Source organism: Allobaculum sp. JKK-2023 (genome assembly GCF_034745455.1).
GTDB lineage: Bacteria > Bacillota_I > Bacilli_A > Erysipelotrichales > Erysipelotrichaceae > Allobaculum.
The window spans coordinates 1,219,044-1,235,833 of record NZ_JAYERV010000003.1; the positions used below are offsets into that span (position 1 = coordinate 1,219,044).

Here is a 16,790-nt window from a genome sequence, read left to right on the forward strand (position 1 = left end):
ATATTTGCGTAAGAGCCGCTTCTTCCATTCCTCTTCTGGCTCTTTTCTGCTTCATCGCCTTACCCAACACTAATCCCATCTGTCTTTTTCAGCCAGATGGGATTTTTTCTTTGAATCCTTGGCATCCGCTTCTCAACCAATCTCGGCACTGCTGATATTAAACAGTTAATATTTGATCAATATTCCTGCAAATTCAACCCAATCAAAAAACGCCATCCAGCCTGTCTGCCAGATGACGGTTTTCATTATTTTTTTGATGTGTCCTGTTCAATCTTTTATCCGGAACAGGTTTATGCCGCTCCACGATCAGCCTGATCGACTATTCTACAAAGGTTTCGTCGATGGTTTCTGCTTCTCCACTTTCAGCAGGGATTTCTTCATCGACTGACAGGTCTGACTGTTCAGTCTGTGTCTGAGTACTTTCAGGAATCTGTCCGCCGTTTTGAATCATCGAAAGAGCCGTGCTCAACTCCTTATCCTGGTCTGGACCCTGGACGCTCAGCCGGTTGCCCACCACTTTAAGCAGCGTATCAAAGGTCGTCTGATCGACAACACCCGTTGGTTCAAGTCCATTGTCGGACTGGAATTGTTTGAGGGCTTCACTGCTGGCGGCACTGAAGTAGTCATCCGAACGCTCAGCCGGATAGCCTAAAAAGCGCAGATACACCTGAACAGCAGCCGCATTGGAATCGACAGAATCCGGCTCAATGCGCAGTTCTTCTCCTTCGCGAGTGCCGGTGTAGGTCACCGTAGAAACTTCCTCTAAAGCAACCTCAACATCCGGCTGGAAACCGACTTTATTAATCGATGTGCCGTTGGGCGTCAGCCATTCAGCAACGGTGTATTTCAAGGAGGTTCCATCATCAAACGGAACAGTCACCTGTTCGGTTCCCTTGCCATAACTGTTGGTTCCGATGGTTGTGACTTTATCTGGGATATTGTCCTTGAGTGCTCCAATCAGAACTTCACTGGCGGAAGCCGTATTCTTGTTTTGGAGAATATAGATATGATCAAAATCAACCTGCGCATAGTTGTCGTCGGTTTTGAGTTCTTTGATCTGACCATCTTTCGTCTGTTCTTTGAAAATCACTGTGTCGTCTGGTAAGAACGAAGAAGCAATTTCTCTGGCCGCAGATAAGTAGCCGCCGGTGTTGTTGCGCAGATCAAGAATAAGATTTTTGGCACCATCTCGCTGCATGCGGCCGATGGCTTCGGTAAAGTCTTTGCCGCTGTCTGCGGAGAAAGAAGAAAGATCGATATACCCGATACCCTCTTCAAGCATCTGGGCGCTGACGGTCGAATCAAAGTTACCTGGGGTTACATCCATATCGAGGGTTTCATCCCCACGTCTGACCTGAATGGAGATCTGCTTGCCATCCATGCTCTTGATGTAATTGATCAGTTCATCCGTCCCGGTTGTCCCTGCCTGCAGGTCACCGACTTTGACGATTTCATCTCCTGGCTGCACCCCCGCACGGTCCGCAGTGGAGTTGATATAGACTTTTTTGATCACCATCTGGCCATCGTCTCCTGGATAAAAGGAGACTCCAATGCCGACATTGCTTCCGGCCAGGGATTGCGAGAAAGCTTTGGCGTTTTCCAGATCAAAGTAATTGGTGTGGCGGTCTTCTGATAAGGTGGTCATCCCCATCAATGCCTGTTCAATCAGACGGTCATCCAGATCTTCGATGTCTTTGCCATAGTACCAGCCGTCTTTGAGGAGGCCATAGACTTCTTCAAATTTGCCCAGTTCACTGGAAGAGTCGGTCGACGTTTTCTGAATTACATACGGAACCCCTGCTCCAAGTGCAAAACAAAGAACGCAGGCACCGACAATCGCAATCGGTTTCCACACCGGTTTTTTTGTTTTTTTATTTGGATCTACTTTTTGCATTCACTGTTTGTCCTGTCTAATTTCAGATTGTTTCTAGGTTTCAGAAGACAATCTTCTTCTGGCTGCTTGGTCTGTTTTTTCTGTCAGATGTTAAAAACAAGTTTTTCTGACCAGCAGATACAGACGCACATCTAAAATACACAGAAGAGTTTTCAGAGATCCCCTGAAAGATGCTTCTGGTTGTTTTGAGACCGGCAGCCAGGGAAAACGAAAGATTGGAAATTTGCTCTGTCGTTTGAAATCCGCCAGAAAATATCTCTTCTCTTTTGTTTTCTTCTTTGGATAGTTTAGTAGGCAATGCCGTTAAGATCAACGAACGAAACCAGAACATGATCATGAATCTGATTCACTGATTCAACGGCTTGTTGTTATCCTGGCTGAAAAAGTCGGCGACTGCATCTTCATCTTCCCGTTTTTTCTGGAGAGCACTCACGGTACGATCACTGTTGAGCCAGTGACGGCGGCGGATAAACAGAATCTCGCAGGTTAAAACCACCAGCGCCAGGCAGACGATCATCAGGTAGCCATATTTATTGTGCAGCAACGGCATATTTGGAAAGTTCATCCCATACCAGCCTGTCATTAAAGTCAACGGCAGAAATAACGTAGTGATGACGGTCAGTAAGGTGCTGATCTTGTTCTGCTTATCAGAAAGCTGGGTCTGGCGCAGATTCCAGATCTGGCTGGTGTTATCCTTCACATTTTCAACCAGGTTTAAAAGCTGAGAACAGCGCGATAGGAAAAGGGATAACATTGCGCTTTCGTCCGCATTATTAAAAGGAATGATGATCTGCTGGAGTGACTCTCCAATAGCCGTCAGCTGCAGATAGTAACTGCCCAGAACATTCATATCTTTACGGGCAATCATGATGACCCGCTCCAGACCTAAAGAATGGCCGTCATACAACGCTTCCTCAATTTCTTCAAGCTTCGCATTGTAATCCTCCAGATAGTAGACGTCTTCCTGAATCATGTAGTTCATAAACCGTAAAAGAAACTCAAAGGGGCTGTTCATCGTTGCATCATACTGATCCATGAAACTCTTGATAAGTCCTTCGATATCTCCTTTATCTTTAATGAAATAAAGCGTATCGCCATACAGAATGAATCCAAAGGAAAGATGGTCCTGAATCGGGCGGGACTTTTTGGGAATCACAAAGGTTCCTGAAAGCTCATTTTGGTAATTCATAACTTTCGAAAAGCCAAATTTATGGTCATCCACAATCAGCATCGTTCGTTTCAATAAATCAGGATACTCCGTTTCTAACTGAGTCCTGCTTAAAATGACAATCGCCTTGGCCGGATCGGTTGTATTCCATTCGATTTTCATTCAGGTGCCTCCTTTTCAATCGATGCCTGTTTGTAATCATCTTAAGCGGACAAGTAAGGCTTATCGCTCGCGAAAACCGAAAAGATTGTCGCAAAAAGAGCGATGCGAGGAAAAAAAAGAATGACGCGCAAAAAAAGAGCTGTAAGCAGCTCTATACAGATTGATTCTCAATTTGATGGGTGCGCTCGGAGATCGGAACATAGCGAAGTTCGACATCATAGCCAAGCCCTTCCATCATGGAAACGAAGGTCTTATTGACCAGACCATCCTTCTTTTTGATGATGTGATTGATGTACTGGGAGGTCAGACCGAGCTTTTGGGCCAATGTGCGCTGAACCATTCCGGCCTGAACGCATTTGACCTTAATATCAATCTCAAAGTTGTTTCGGACCATGGGCACTGCTCCTTATCATTACCCATATAATACAGACTTCTGTACCAAAGAACACATCCACATCAATGATTTTGTTCAATTTTTCCAATGAAAAGACAAAAACTCACCCATTCAAACAGTCTCTATCGCCCCTTAAGTGAAGTTCTGGTATACAAATAGATTTAGTTTACGCCAGCCCTTCATCACCCCTGCACACAAAAAGCTCCCATCTGTCCATTCAAACAGGAGCTTTCTTTTCCGTCCGAGGCTAAAAAGAGAGGTGTTGTCCATCAGGCTGGTTATTTTGAGGCTATTTCATAGGTTTCCGTTTCGTTTATTTTACAAATGGCATTTTCCGTCAGGCCAGATTCTTCGGTATGGTTAACTCTACTATAAATAAAGCAGATTCAAGCAAAAAAAGATTGATTGGATAAGTAAAAAACGATAACAAGCGGAATGAACGAAGTTGAGCCAGAATCTTCTCTGAAATTCAACTGATTAAAAAAAGCCTCCAGAACTACGTCTGAAGGCCAATCAGCAAGGTGGTGGAGCGTACGGGATTCGAACCCGTGACCTCCTACATGCGAAGCAGGCGCTCTCCCAGCTGAGCTAACACCCCATCAAGAAATGATGCGGCAGGGCTTGCTGACACGAAATCATCTTAGTCCATTCCCGTTGAATCCTGCAACCCCGAACTCCATTTTCTGCCATATTTTATCCAAATTTCATCCGAATTCGGCTTATTTCATTTCAGTCTGGCTTGCTCTATTCCAGTTTCCATTCTTATGCTCCCCTTTTCTGGGATTCGATATGGAACAGCAATCAAATCTGGAAATAAAAAAGTCCTCAGAGCTATTCTCTGAAGACAATATTTACAAAATGGTGGAGCGTAGGAGGATCGAACTCCTGACCCCCTGCGTGCAAAGCAGGTGCTCTCCCAGCTGAGCTAACACCCCACATATAAGTCAAAAAATGGTGGGCCTGAATGGACTCGAACCAGCGACCTCATCCTTATCAGGGATGCGCTCTAACCACCTGAGCTACAGGCCCGTTTCTTGACTGCCTGAATACTATGACAGATTCATTCGAAAAGGTCAAATATAAATTCAACCTTTTTTCCAAAAAACCATTTGAAATTCGCTATAAATTCTTTACCTAAAGAATAAATTTTAAATAATAAATTTCAGTGCAGATGGATTCCATTCAGGATCTCATTCCCGGTGGGAGAAATTTTCGTAATAAAAAACTCCAGACATCACTGCCTGGAGACTGATTTCAAAATGGTGGAGCGTAGGAGGATCGAACTCCTGACCCCCTGCGTGCAAAGCAGGTGCTCTCCCAGCTGAGCTAACACCCCACATATAAGTCAAAAAAATGGTGGGCCTGAATGGACTCGAACCAGCGACCTCATCCTTATCAGGGATGCGCTCTAACCACCTGAGCTACAGGCCCGTTTCTTGACTGCCTGATTAATATAACAGATCGTTTTTCGAAGGTCAAACATCAAAACAGACTTTTTTGAATTTTTTATCTAATTCGCTATTTTCGTTAACTGTTACCTCACCTAATGTAGTTTGGCAGCAACTTTCCTTAAATCGAGGCCGTTGCCAGCTCCAATTCAGATTTATTCGTAATCCACTGAGGAAATTTTCTACTCGCTTGGCTGATTTATTACAGGATTCACTTGCGCCTGTTTTTCACAACATCTGTCAACAGGGACGAACAGTAACAGAACTCTTTTCCCTCTCTTGCCGCTTACTATACACCTTGCCATATACTCGCTATATACAGGCAAAAAGAGGGCATAGCAACAAGCAGGCTTCTCGGGCGTTTCATCTTTTCGACGCTTGATGGCATCCGTATTTAGATTGGAATCCACTTTGGCTTGTGCTTAGATCCTCTTTTCTGCTCCAAATTTTGGCCTGGATCATCAGGATTGTGGCGTTGGATTCTTTTTTTGCTTCATTCTTTGCATCAAAAAAGGCGAAACCGACGTTTCCGTCAATTTCACCACTACCGATATAAACAAAAAAACTCCAGATATTTCTATCTGGAGATTAATTTCAAAATGGTGGAGCGTAGGAGGATCGAACTCCTGACCCCCTGCGTGCAAAGCAGGTGCTCTCCCAGCTGAGCTAACACCCCACATCAATAAAATCAAGAAATAATGGTGGGCCTGAATGGACTCGAACCAGCGACCTCATCCTTATCAGGGATGCGCTCTAACCACCTGAGCTACAGGCCCATGTTCTTGACTGCCCGATCATCATATCAGGACTTCCAATCGATGTCAATCAGAAACTTTTTAAGTTTTCTGACTGCTTCAGAAGCAGATCAGAAGTGAAGTTCCTGTCTGAACTCGACTCATTGAGTATACCTGATCTCTGATTTTTTGCAAGCAGAAACATTCATTTTTTGCCAAGAAAAATCATAAGTCATAATTTACTTTAGTTAAAGCACAATTCACAATCGATTCAAAATTCTTCAGATACTTCTTGAAAGGTTATTCCTTTTTCTTTTCAACGCTGCTTTTTTCTGATTCAGGATTCTTCTTGAATACAAGGGCCAGAGCTTCGAAGCTCTGGCCCTTGTATTCCTGTAATCCATTTCTTGTATTCTTGTATTCTTGTATTCTTGTATTCTTGTATTTTCGTTTCTTTTTCAGGCAGATTGTTCATCTTTCTGACCACAAATTGGTCCTTGGCGTTCAAGCAGCTGCTCAATTGCCCAGGCCACACCATTCTGATCATTCGATTTTGTAACGTATTTCGAAACTTTTTTGATATTCTCTTCGGCATTGCCCATGGCAACTGTCACAAAGTCCATTTCCATCATGGATAAGTCATTTTCCGAATCACCAAAGACCATCACTTCATCCATCGTATAGCCAAGCGATTCAATATATTCTTTCAAGGCTGGACCTTTCTGCGCTTTGATATCCGTAATTTCAATATTCGTTGGAAAAGAAGAAGCGATGCCAATTTTCGGGATTTGCCTGAGTTTTGCTTTAGCAGCCTGCGTCTGTTCGATTGTTCCTCCAAAACAGAAGACCTTGGCAATTTCAGGCAAATCGTCCTGAAGACTTTCAATACTGGAATAGGCCTGGCATTTGGCCATCATATTCATAAACCGGCGATCCTGGCACGCATCCTGAGGTCTCATATTGGGATGAAAAGTCAGGTAATCCTTCAACGCCTGCTGCTCAAGCTGATCTATGGTCCCGACAAATCCATTGCGTTCAAAGCCATTGTACTTAGTCGTCAGCGGTTCGTCTTTCATCACTTCATAAATCTGGCGGATCGACTCTTTCGTCAGTGGACGATGAATCACGACTTCACCTTGTGGATTCAGGATTTCGGCTCCACTGTTTAAAAGCAGATCCACATCCTGTAAAACACCATCCACTGTCCGCATCGTTCCTTCATAGAAACGGCCAGTGGCGACGATAAAGCGGATTCCTGCCTGCTGGGCTTTGGCAACCACCTTTGCGGTATAGTCGTTGATGTCATGATCCACATCACACAATGTTCCATCTAAGTCGCATGCGATAACTTTGATCAAATTTTCATTCCCCTTTCTCTCTTTGCATCCTAACATATCTTTGACTTTGGATCGCCAGATCATTCGGCTTTCAAAACCAGAGAGCCAAAAAGACCGTAATTCAGGACGATTTCTAGATTTCACTTTATGAATCCAATTTCTTCAGCCTGATACAGTTTTTGATGAGTTCTGCTTTTCAGTCCATTTTCAGGCGAGCCTGCCGGCCAGAGTCTTCCGAAAACGAACAGGGCAGATGATCGAAATCTGCATCCGGACGCCTCTATACTGAATCTATTAAGACTGACTTTTCAGGAGGCATTATGCTCAAAAATCTTTATCTGGTCCGCCATGGCGAAACGCTGTTTAACCAACGCAACATTATTCAGGGAGTCGTCAACGCCCCGCTTGTTCTGGATGGTGTTGCCCAGGCCATTCATACCCGAAAAGCGTATTTCGAATCCCGGAATATTCACTTTGATCACGTTTACTGTTCTCCAGAAGGGCGCTGCATTCAGACCACTCAGCTGCTGACAACTCTTCCTTATACGAAGGTCACCGATCTGCATGAAATGTGTTTTGGAAAGCTGGAAGGATGCCCTGGTTTTCTGGCTGCTCCAGCGAGTGAATTTGCAACCTACTATGCAAACTACGGCGGAGAAACATTAGCTCAGGTACAGGAGCGAATGAATCGAGCGCTGCTTGAAATTATGAACAAGGAAGAGAATGAGAACGTTCTGGCTGTCGCGCACAGCTGCGCCAATCACGCCTTCATGGACTATTGGGCACCTGATGGTAAGATTCCGGGACCGGAAGCTTTAAACTACGTTGCTGTCCTCCATTTCCAGTTTGATCCCGATACGCAGACCTTTGCTTTGCTGGATATTTTTAACGATGTTTATGCCGGTGAAGATCTGGAAGAGGCCAAAGCCACCCATCAGGCGTTAATTCTCGATCCAAAATATTAGGATTCAGTGTTTTCCCTCTTTATAGATTCTATTTCTTACTAACTTTGCCGATTCGTGTTGATTCCTGTTGGCTCTTGTTGATTCTTGTTAGTTCTTGTTAGTTCTTGATTTTCCTTTTGTACAAGCCCGTCTGGGGCTGTACGACTCCATCCGGCCTGCCTCACTGGCAGGCTTTTTCGCTTTGTCAAAGAAGATCCTCGATCAGAAATGAAAGACCGGCAGAATGTTTTGTCCTGCCGGTCTTCAGCCCTTTTGTGGCGATCCACGATCTATTGTCTGTTGATTCTGCGGCTAAAGGGTTTCGATGCATGCCCGGCTGCCATTGACGGGATCTTTGGTCACCAGAATCTGATGCTCAATTCGGTTCATGAGGGATTCAACGTGGGAAATAATGCCGACCATCCGGGAATCCGCAATCTGGTTCAGTGCCTGAATGGCTTTGTTCAGGCACTCTTCATCCAAAGAACCAAAGCCCTCATCGACAAATAAGGTCTGCAGGGAAACACCCCCAGCTTCCATCTGGATCTCTTCTGAAAGGCCAAGGGCCAGACATAAAGAAGCCAGAAACTGTTCTCCGCCGGATAAAGATTGTACAGGGCGCCGGGAACCGTTGAAGTGATCGACCACATCCAGTCCCAGTCCGACTTTGCCTTTTCCGCCTTCTTCGGCGCGGATGAGTTCATACTGGCCGCTGGTCATAACATTCAGTTTCTGGTTAGCACGCAAGATGATCTGCTCAAAGAATGTGATCTGCACATAGGTTTCCAGATTGATTTTAGTCTGCCCAGCCAGGGTGCCATTGAGGGTATCGGATAGATTCTTTAGAGATTGAGCTTTTTCGCACAGTCTGGGCATGTCTTTTTCGAGGGTCTGGAGCTGTTCAAAGATTGAGGTGTTGATCTTCAGTTGACCCTGTAGTTCACGAATCTGGCTGTTGACCTGATTCATAGCCTGATCAATCTGAATGAGCTGCTGGCCAAGCTGTTCGATTTGCAGGCGTGGATCTTCAGGTTGTCTGTCATATGTTTCCAGAATGCCCTGCAGCTGGAACAGACGTGATTTCTGGCTGTCCAGCTGTTTTTCGCTTCTGGTTTTTTGCTGGTCATATGCTGCCGTTTCCTGGCGCAGAGTATTCAGTCGAAGTTTCGCCTGATCTTCCTGGTCAAAGCTGAGGGTTTCTTTAAAGCTTTGAAGACGACCAGCCAGTTCACTTGCCTGAGCAGCGAGCTGTTCAAGATGATTCTGACCATTCTCTTTTTGCTTCAGACGCTTTTCGAGATTTGCCGTCAGCGAACTAAGGGTATTTAAAATGTTTTCGCGCTCGTTGCACTGATCATTAAACAGTTTCAGTGAAGTCTGGGCAGCAGCCAGGCTCTGATTGGGTGGAAGGGTGGTTTCCAGCTGGCTCAGCGATTTTTCCTGTTCTTCCCTGCGTGAGAGCAGACCTGCACAGAGTTCGGACTGGCGCTGGGCTTTTCTGGCTTTGTCATTGGCCTCTTTTTCCAGTTTTTTCAATGTCCGCTCATCCGGAATATTATGCTCAAGGGGAGCAGGATCTGGATGATGAATCGAGCCGCACACCGGACAAGGAATCCCCGGCTGCAGGCTGCCTGCCAGAATGCCAGCCTGGCCGGCTAAAAACTGGCTGTTTTTTTGAAGATAAATCTGCTGGGCGTGTTCAGATTGAGCAGCAAGCGTGGCAAAAGTCTGTTGCTGCAAAACGATGTCCTGATTGAGCTGATCAAGCTGGGCTTTGCGGTTTGCTGCTTCCTGCAGCTGCAGGCACAATGCTTCCGCCTGCTGGCGCAAAGCCGGAGCATTGACTAATTCTTCTGCTCTTGCCTGAAGCTGTTGCTGGCGGGACTGGTCGGCCGCAAATTCAGCTTTAAACGCTTCAAATGCTTCCGTTTTCTTATGGAGATCACGCTTTAAGTCCGTATATGTTTTTTCCATCTGGCGATACTGGCCAAACCGGTCGAGCTGGTCGGTCAGTCGTTTGATCTCATAGCTCTTCTCTTCCATTTCCGGCTGTTTTTTCTTCAGATCTTCGACTTCCTGGCTGGTTTTGTCATAGAGGGGCTTTAAAGTTTCCAGATCTTTGCTGGTTTTGAACCAGAGATCAAAGCGTTCTTTCTGCTGGCCAAGCTGCCCTTTCTTTTTGGAAGCTTCTGCCAGCCCTTTTTGCCAGTCAGCCTGCTCTTGAATCAGGCGTTCAAGCTCTTTTGCGTGCCCCTTGAGTGACTCTGCAATCCGTTTGGGATCCAGCAGCGTACTGGCATCCATTCCCCGAAAGGACTGATACAGCCGATCTATGGTCGCCTGGGCGGCATTGACCTCATCGCGGGCTTTTTTGGAACGCTCTAACACCTCACTTTGCAGAGCCGCATAATCGCTGGTCTGGAACAGATCTCTGAAAATCTGAGTCCGCTCTTTTGTACTGGCTACCAGCAGCCGGACAAATTCACCCTGAGCGAGAACGGCAACCTGTTTGAACTGACGCGCATCCAGCCCGATCAGCCGATTGATCGCTTCGCGCACTTCGGCAACTTTCGTCAGCGAACGCTTGTTTTCGACCTCAATCATTTCCACGCTGCTGGCATGTTTGGTCTGTCCTTTTCCATTTTTCTTTTCCCGCATATATTCAGGAGAACGGCGGATGATGTAGTTCTGATCATGCAGTTCAAATTCCAGTTCGACAAAGGTATCCACTTTTGGAGACGCATATTTCGATCGCAGCATTTCCGGTTTGCGCAGTTCTCCGGAAAGTTCTCCGTATAAGGCATAGACAATGCCATCAAAGATCGTGGTCTTGCCTGCCCCTGTATCCCCACTGATCAAAAACAGCCCTTTATCGCCAAAGGCCTGAAAATCAACAACTTCCGTCTGCGCATAAGGGCCAAAAGCCTGCATGGTCAGTTTAATTGGTTTCATGAAGTCCCTCCCAGATGCCCGCCAGCTGTCCGATCATGTCCTGACTTAAATCTTTATCATTTTGAAGAGCATAAAAATCGGCCACAATATCCAGCGGATCTTTCATGCGCTCAATTTCTCTTGCATAGTCATCCATCGCATGGGCTTTGGGCAGGTTACAGTATTCGATCTTTAAAATTCTTGGATAATGCTCCCGCAGCGTTTCATACGCCTGGAAGATTTCTTCCGAATCTTCCAGGGTGATGTAGACATAGGCCTCCCGGTCGATCTGGCGAAGATAGTCTTTATCGAGCAAATCCGCCATCTTTCCCTTCAGATGAATCATTTCCCGCTTGGGGATCACGGGAACCTCTTCAATCGTCACCGAATGATCCGGATGGGTTTCAAGGAGCGTGATGGATTTTTGAGCATTGATTTCCGAAAAGGAAAATTTCAGCAAAGTTCCCGGATAACGATTCACCGCTCTGCCCGGGGCCTGTGGATTATGAAGATGGCCTAACGCACAATAATCAAAAGGTTCAAGCAGACTGGTGCTGACCTGATCAAGAGTACCAACATTGGCTGCCTCACTTTCGCAAAGCTGTCCGCCCGCATAAAACTGGTGACTCATTAAAATATTGGTCGCTCCCTGAGCGAAACTCACCGTCTGTAAAGCCAGCTCTAACGCTTGATTCCAGTTCTGGCAGGATACGCCTAAAGCGGCCCGGACAATGCCGGGTCTTAAAAATGGGAGCAGATGAATCCGCACCACTTCCCCATTCTTTTGAAGATCGACAAATTCCACCTCCCCGCTCCAGGTGCCTGCAATATGAATGCCTGACTCTTTAAAAATTCCGGAGCCAAAATCCAGACGGCCGCCTGAATCATGGTTGCCGCTGATGATCATCACTTCAATTTGCATATGATGAAGCCGGGTGAGAAACTCATCGAGCAAAGCCACCGCATCGACCGGTGGAACAGGCGTATCAAACACATCTCCTGCAATCATCACCCCATCAATCTGGTGCGCTTTGGCCAGTTCAATCACCTGATTCAAGGCATCTCTTTGTTCTTCCATCAGATCGTAGCCAAAGACTTTCTTGCCCAGGTGCAGATCAGCCAGATGGATCAATCTCATTCCATATTCCCCTTTCTCTTCTTCAATGGTCTTGTCTGTTTTTGTTGGATTGGTTTTAAATGGTCTTGTGTATTTCAGTGTCGTCGATTTCTCAACTCTCTTCCGTCCTGATTTTTCGTTGGCCTTTTGCGCCCTGTGAGAATTGATTGTTCATTAAATCGTCTACTTAACCAGCGTATCTTCAATCGGGTATTTTCGGTATTCAGGCAATGACAGCCAGCGGCTTAGACTGGCACTGGCCGCTATTGTCTTCGTCCCTCAAACCCTTGAACGGGGATGCACTTGGCAATCCCGTTCTTCATTCTTCAGTTTTTATCATTCTTCAGTTTTTATCATTCTTCAGTTTTTATCATTCTTCAGTTTTCTGCATTCATCTTTCCATAAATCCAAAACAGAAAGGCGAAAACCCACAAACCCATACCATTATCTTGGGGCTCTTACGCAAATATCGTGTTTAGCTATCATCATTATTATCGACGATAGCAATTGCCGCTAAGCCCAATAACCCAAGATGCGATAGGCCAACTCATCTCGAATTAGGTATTGATTATTTAATCAACAATATGAATGATGCAAGCTTATTCATTCTCCAGGATTATTAGTGTTAAAAACCACATTTGCGTAAGATCCTATCTTGGAAGTCTTCACGGACTTTGTATATCTTTTTGACATTTTTCAGTCACGTTTGTTTCTTATCTTCATCCTATTTTTAAATATTGGTCCACCGAAAAACGCCAAAAAAGGCGGAGTCAACCGCCTTACGATTCAATTCAAAGAATAAGTGCTCCTTCTCTCAATACAGGACAACCTCTCAATACAGGATAAAATTCATGAACATCGAACCAATCATTCCAAGCAGGCAGATCAGCACGAAGATCACAACCAGCACCCAGAAGCCCCCATTGCTTCGAACCGCTTTCCATTCTTCTTTTGCTTTCCGGTTCTGACGGAATACACCCGCAAACTGATGTCGTTCTTTATAGATAAAATACACACCAGCAGTTGCCAGGAGCAGCATCACAATCGCATTGAGAATGGAGAACACGCCTGGAGCGTATGTCTCAAGCAAAGCCATAAAATTATTGACCGCATGCATCAGAATCGGCACCCATAAAGATCCGCTGCGCAGATACACGAAAGCCAGGATAATTCCCATTCCAAATGCCGGAATCCCCTGATACAGATTCATATGGGCAATTCCAAAGAGCAGCGCAGAAAAAATGACCGCAAAGCCTTTATTAAAACGAGCCATACTCTTGCACATGATGCCGCGAAAGATCACTTCTTCAAAGAATGGCGCAGCGACAACCGCCATCAAAAAATTCAGGAGAATGCCTGCAAAACTGCCCGAACCGCTCAGGCCAACCGGGTCAATACCGGCGCCAAAGAAACCGAGAATGCTGTTCAGCAAAGAGACCAGCAAGGAAAGAATCAGGTTGGCCGCAAACATCATCGAAGCACCCTTTACAATCCAGGAGCGGTCAAAACGGGTCTGCTCAAGCTGTGCTTTCAGGTTCACCCCCATCATCTTGATGCCAAACCAGGCAGCCATACCCCCAGAAGCCACCGTCGCAAACAGCGTCACCAGAATGATCAGAATCTGATTCAGAGTGTCAAAAACTGGTGAGTAATAGTAATAATAGCCAAGCCGGGCATTCATAAAGCCAATCATCAGGCTTGGATACAAAGCGGCGATGATCTGGACACCAAAATAGATGCCCATGCACCCTATGCAGATGCTGATCGTTCGGCGCAGACCCAAAAACCTGGCCGATGTGGAAGTCTGAGCATTTACCATAAAACAATTTCCTCCTCGTCATCCGATTGCTTCTGTTCTTTCAAAGCCTCTCGCCGTTTTTCTTCTTTCCAGATCTCAAACGGACACACGATGCCCTGATCCATGAAATCCCCCTCGAATTCAAGAGGCTGCGAAAAATCTTTCATTGCTTTTGAACGGGTCAGTTTTTCTCCCTTATTGCTTAAATGCATGGAACCTAGCAGGCCAGGATTCTTATTCATTTCCAGAAGCAGAGTTTTATCCAGACCATAAACGCCGACATGGCGCACTCCCGTGTGGAAGCTGATTTCCTGCAAAATAGCCTTGCAGAATTCTTTCAGGCTGTAGGGATCAATATTGGATTTAAACAACAGAAACGGGATTTTATCGTTAGTCAGATACAGCGGCTGACTGACGACAAATTTATTGATGATCGCCTGTGGAATTTCTTTATTGATCATCTCATCCATATAAGCGGAATACTCCGGGTCTTCTTTCATCCTTGCTTCATCGGGTACAACCCGAAAATGCAGCGTTGGATTGACAGAGCCGTTTCGAAACAGGCTGCCGCGGGTGGACAGGACATACAGGACAGGATAAGGCTTCTTTTCTTTAGCCATACGCTATTGATTCTCCCTTCGCCAGGCATAGTACTCTTCGTCTTTTTTCTCGTCGATCATCTGAGTGAAATCCGCCACGACCGCCGTATAGCGGCCATACGTATCCAGAAAGCCATTCTGATCGAGCCGCAGGGTAAAATTGGATCCACTCACCAGAAACTTCCCATTTTCAAAACGGACAAGTACAGGCAGATCGAGAAAACGCAAAGTATATCCCTGTTTGAGAACATCAATCAGTCTCATTGAAGAAAAAGTATCATACTGGTTCATATCCCTCATTGTAGTCAACCGTCCCATAAACTTCAAATTCCCTTTCATGTCTGCAAGAATTGCAAGACTTATGAGGTGCTTATTGAATCCCGGCAGATCAATATCCAACAAAAAAGGCAGATTTCAAAGATCCATCTCCAGCTTCCTGTTCGAATGAAAATGTCCATGTCGGTCCAGATGGCCTTTCTTGAATGGTCTGATTCAGCGAGTTCTTTTTTCCGGAAAGCAGCCTGTCCAATCGTGAAATACGAAATCCAAAAGCAGAATCCAAAAGCAGAATCCAAAAGCAGAATCCAAAAGCAGAATCCAAAAGCAGAATCCAAAAAAACTCCTGAATCGATCAGGAGTTTGAAAACCAAATTTACACACCAAGGATGGCATGATCTGAAACGGTATAGGGGAACTGATCAAACTGGTAGGGATACCCCGGGCCATCTACTGGTTCATAATGAACCAGACGATTGGTGGTCTCGGTAATGCAAGTCTGGAAAACAATGCCATTGTTGGCTCTTGCTCTGGCCACTTCATCCGTGGTGATAAAGTCATCCGAAACCCAGGAGTCTCTGAGGGCATAAATCTGACCGTCGACTTCGACATAAGCCGGCTGCGAGGCAATCATATCTCCGTTTGTCATGTTGGAATGGGCAATAAACCAGCCGTCTGCCCAAAGGCCAACCGAACCATCAGCAGGCGCGGAAGAAGCGCCCCAGCTGGAGACGTAATGCACAGGCCAGATCTGATTTTCTGGAATTCCTGAATCCTGAACAGAAACAGCAAGACCATCGTCGAAGCCAGTCAGATTTCCATTTCCATCCGGGTCAGCCTCGTCAAACGGTTCAAATTCAGTTTCAACAGCCGGAACAGGAGAAGCTTCGGATGGGGCAGTCTGATCAGGAGCAGCCAACGCTGGATCCATTGAGGAAGCGGCAGGTTCATGAAGGCTTGCAGAACGATCCGCCACAACCGGTTCCTGCGGCTCTGCCGGGGTCTTTGCCGCTGAATCTTTCGGGGTATCTACCGAAGGCTCATCAACCTGGGCTGTCGGATCCTGATCGGGTCTGGACCCTGCGCTTTGCTTGGTGTCGTCGACGCCTGCATCCCTTTCCTTTTTTTCCGCCTCTTTGGACTCGATCATTTTTGAATTTACAATCGCGTTTTCAGAATCAGAATTGTGATCCGTTTTTGCATCCAGAAAAGAAGAAGCCTGGACCATTTCTGTGGTTTTCACTTGATCGGCCGTAACTCGATGGGCCGCTACACTCTTTGGAGAGGTCATCACTGAGTAGCCAACAATGGCTGCAATCGCGCTGCACACAGTCATGGCAACAAGCTTGATTTCTTTTGTCTCAAAGCTGGATTTTTTGGCATTATTTTTTGATTTATACGTCATAGGCGCTCTCCTTCGATATCTTATTTCGATATCCACTTTCTTTGCTTTCTGGAAGATCGAGGGAGGAAATACGTTCTGGTGTTTATTTTTCATCATGAATTCGTATTCGATGAGCTGCTTTCAACAGGGGGTTGTCAGCTTATCTTTATTTTATTCCCTGGCCTGACCTTCCTGAAATCTAAAGCTGATAATTTTTGACAGGAACAATTCCTCTGTTCTCTGACTGGATGGTCTCTATACTAGCGCTAATAGTGACAATATAATTGCATGTTTGTTTTTTTGTGAAAAAAATTTTTACATGAATTTGACAGCTTCCAATCTGTTTTACTTTATATAATTGGTCCTTCCAATCCTTATCTGAAATCACTTGCTTTGAATCATAGCCTTAAATTTTGACATTCAAAAGGGTCAGTCTTCTCTCTGCTCAATCTTCATTTTCATGGCATTTTTCAGATCATGAATTGAGCTGCTGGTCAAGAAAAAGAAAAGAGGATTTGTTGTGGGAGTCATGATTAAATCCCTTATTCTGATCGGCATACTCAATCACGCCGATTTGGATTCAGGGTGGGCAAAGACAGAATCT

General features: G+C 45.5%; 11 protein-coding genes and 7 tRNA genes. 1 reads left to right on the top strand and 17 read right to left on the bottom strand.

Translation table 11 applies throughout. The annotated features are described in order from the left end of the window. Positions 1–319: 319 nt before the first annotated feature. The 11 genes from U4956_RS04960 to U4956_RS05010 all read right to left on the bottom strand — a co-directional run bounded on the left by U4956_RS04960 (position 320) and on the right by U4956_RS05010 (position 7,158). A complete protein-coding gene (locus U4956_RS04960; RefSeq protein ID WP_323089433.1) occupies positions 320–1,894 on the bottom strand; it encodes a S41 family peptidase in 1,575 nt (524 codons plus the stop codon). Positions 1,895–2,240: 346 nt separating this feature from the next. Continuing rightward, on the bottom strand, positions 2,241–3,224 hold the full coding sequence (locus tag U4956_RS04965; RefSeq protein WP_323089434.1) for a CorA family divalent cation transporter: 984 nt from the start codon (positions 3,222–3,224) through the stop codon (positions 2,241–2,243). 151 nt (positions 3,225–3,375) lie between these two features. Further along, positions 3,376–3,618 (bottom strand): helix-turn-helix transcriptional regulator, encoded by a 243-nt coding sequence (locus U4956_RS04970; protein ID WP_323089436.1) that lies wholly within the window; start codon positions 3,616–3,618, stop codon positions 3,376–3,378. A 522-nt stretch (positions 3,619–4,140) separates the two neighbouring features. Continuing rightward, positions 4,141–4,216 (bottom strand) — tRNA-Ala (locus tag U4956_RS04975). A 261-nt stretch (positions 4,217–4,477) separates the two neighbouring features. Then, positions 4,478–4,553 (bottom strand) — tRNA-Ala (locus U4956_RS04980). A gap of 17 nt (positions 4,554–4,570) precedes the next feature. Then, positions 4,571–4,647, bottom strand: a tRNA-Ile gene (locus U4956_RS04985). A gap of 231 nt (positions 4,648–4,878) precedes the next feature. Beyond that, positions 4,879–4,954: transfer RNA gene (locus U4956_RS04990), tRNA-Ala, on the bottom strand. An 18-nt stretch (positions 4,955–4,972) separates the two neighbouring features. Continuing rightward, positions 4,973–5,049 (bottom strand) — tRNA-Ile (locus tag U4956_RS04995). A 617-nt stretch (positions 5,050–5,666) separates the two neighbouring features. Next, a tRNA-Ala gene (locus U4956_RS05000) sits at positions 5,667–5,742 on the bottom strand. A 23-nt stretch (positions 5,743–5,765) separates the two neighbouring features. After that, positions 5,766–5,842: transfer RNA gene (locus U4956_RS05005), tRNA-Ile, on the bottom strand. Positions 5,843–6,258: 416 nt separating this feature from the next. Beyond that, on the bottom strand, positions 6,259–7,158 hold the full coding sequence (locus tag U4956_RS05010) for a Cof-type HAD-IIB family hydrolase (protein WP_323089437.1): 900 nt from the start codon (positions 7,156–7,158) through the stop codon (positions 6,259–6,261). A gap of 299 nt (positions 7,159–7,457) precedes the next feature. Between U4956_RS05010 and U4956_RS05015 the strand changes: the two genes are divergently transcribed. After that, positions 7,458–8,102 (top strand): histidine phosphatase family protein, encoded by a 645-nt coding sequence (locus U4956_RS05015; RefSeq protein ID WP_323089439.1) that lies wholly within the window; start codon positions 7,458–7,460, stop codon positions 8,100–8,102. Positions 8,103–8,393: 291 nt separating this feature from the next. On the opposite strand, the gene U4956_RS05020 is transcribed toward U4956_RS05015, so the two are convergent. The 6 genes from U4956_RS05020 to U4956_RS05045 all read right to left on the bottom strand — a co-directional run bounded on the left by U4956_RS05020 (position 8,394) and on the right by U4956_RS05045 (position 16,207). Further along, a complete protein-coding gene (locus U4956_RS05020) occupies positions 8,394–11,033 on the bottom strand; it encodes an SMC family ATPase (protein WP_323089441.1) in 2,640 nt (879 codons plus the stop codon). After that, entirely contained in the window at positions 11,020–12,150 is a 1,131-nt protein-coding gene (locus U4956_RS05025) for an exonuclease SbcCD subunit D (RefSeq protein ID WP_323089442.1), read from the bottom strand. Before U4956_RS05025 ends, U4956_RS05020 begins: the two co-directional genes overlap by 14 nt. Before the next feature lie 811 nt (positions 12,151–12,961). Then, a complete protein-coding gene (locus U4956_RS05030; RefSeq protein ID WP_323089443.1) occupies positions 12,962–13,948 on the bottom strand; it encodes a CPBP family intramembrane glutamic endopeptidase in 987 nt (328 codons plus the stop codon). Continuing rightward, positions 13,942–14,547 carry a hypothetical protein gene (locus U4956_RS05035; protein ID WP_323089445.1) on the bottom strand — a complete coding sequence of 202 codons (606 nt, stop codon included), beginning with the start codon at positions 14,545–14,547 and terminating at the stop codon, positions 13,942–13,944. Before U4956_RS05035 ends, U4956_RS05030 begins: the two co-directional genes overlap by 7 nt. A 3-nt stretch (positions 14,548–14,550) precedes the next feature. Then, positions 14,551–14,817 (bottom strand): hypothetical protein, encoded by a 267-nt coding sequence (locus tag U4956_RS05040; protein WP_323089447.1) that lies wholly within the window; start codon positions 14,815–14,817, stop codon positions 14,551–14,553. A 361-nt stretch (positions 14,818–15,178) separates the two neighbouring features. Next, entirely contained in the window at positions 15,179–16,207 is a 1,029-nt protein-coding gene (locus U4956_RS05045; protein ID WP_323089448.1) for a hypothetical protein, read from the bottom strand. Between the last annotated feature and the right edge of the window lie 583 nt (positions 16,208–16,790).

Excerpts from the sequence above, each read along its gene's own strand:
- U4956_RS04970 (WP_323089436.1), bottom strand. The coding sequence starts at position 3,618 with ATGGTCCGAAACAACTTTGAGATTGATATTAAGGTCAAATGCGTTCAG.
- U4956_RS05045 (WP_323089448.1), bottom strand. The coding sequence starts at position 16,207 with ATGACGTATAAATCAAAAAATAATGCCAAAAAATCCAGCTTTGAGACA.
- U4956_RS04960 (WP_323089433.1), bottom strand. The coding sequence starts at position 1,894 with ATGCAAAAAGTAGATCCAAATAAAAAAACAAAAAAACCGGTGTGGAAA.
- U4956_RS05020 (WP_323089441.1), bottom strand. The coding sequence starts at position 11,033 with ATGAAACCAATTAAACTGACCATGCAGGCTTTTGGCCCTTATGCGCAG.
- U4956_RS05025 (WP_323089442.1), bottom strand. The coding sequence starts at position 12,150 with ATGAGATTGATCCATCTGGCTGATCTGCACCTGGGCAAGAAAGTCTTT.
- U4956_RS05015 (WP_323089439.1), top strand. The coding sequence starts at position 7,458 with ATGCTCAAAAATCTTTATCTGGTCCGCCATGGCGAAACGCTGTTTAAC.
- U4956_RS04965 (WP_323089434.1), bottom strand. The coding sequence starts at position 3,224 with ATGAAAATCGAATGGAATACAACCGATCCGGCCAAGGCGATTGTCATT.
- U4956_RS05035 (WP_323089445.1), bottom strand. The coding sequence starts at position 14,547 with ATGGCTAAAGAAAAGAAGCCTTATCCTGTCCTGTATGTCCTGTCCACC.
- U4956_RS05040 (WP_323089447.1), bottom strand. The coding sequence starts at position 14,817 with ATGAACCAGTATGATACTTTTTCTTCAATGAGACTGATTGATGTTCTC.
- U4956_RS05030 (WP_323089443.1), bottom strand. The coding sequence starts at position 13,948 with ATGGTAAATGCTCAGACTTCCACATCGGCCAGGTTTTTGGGTCTGCGC.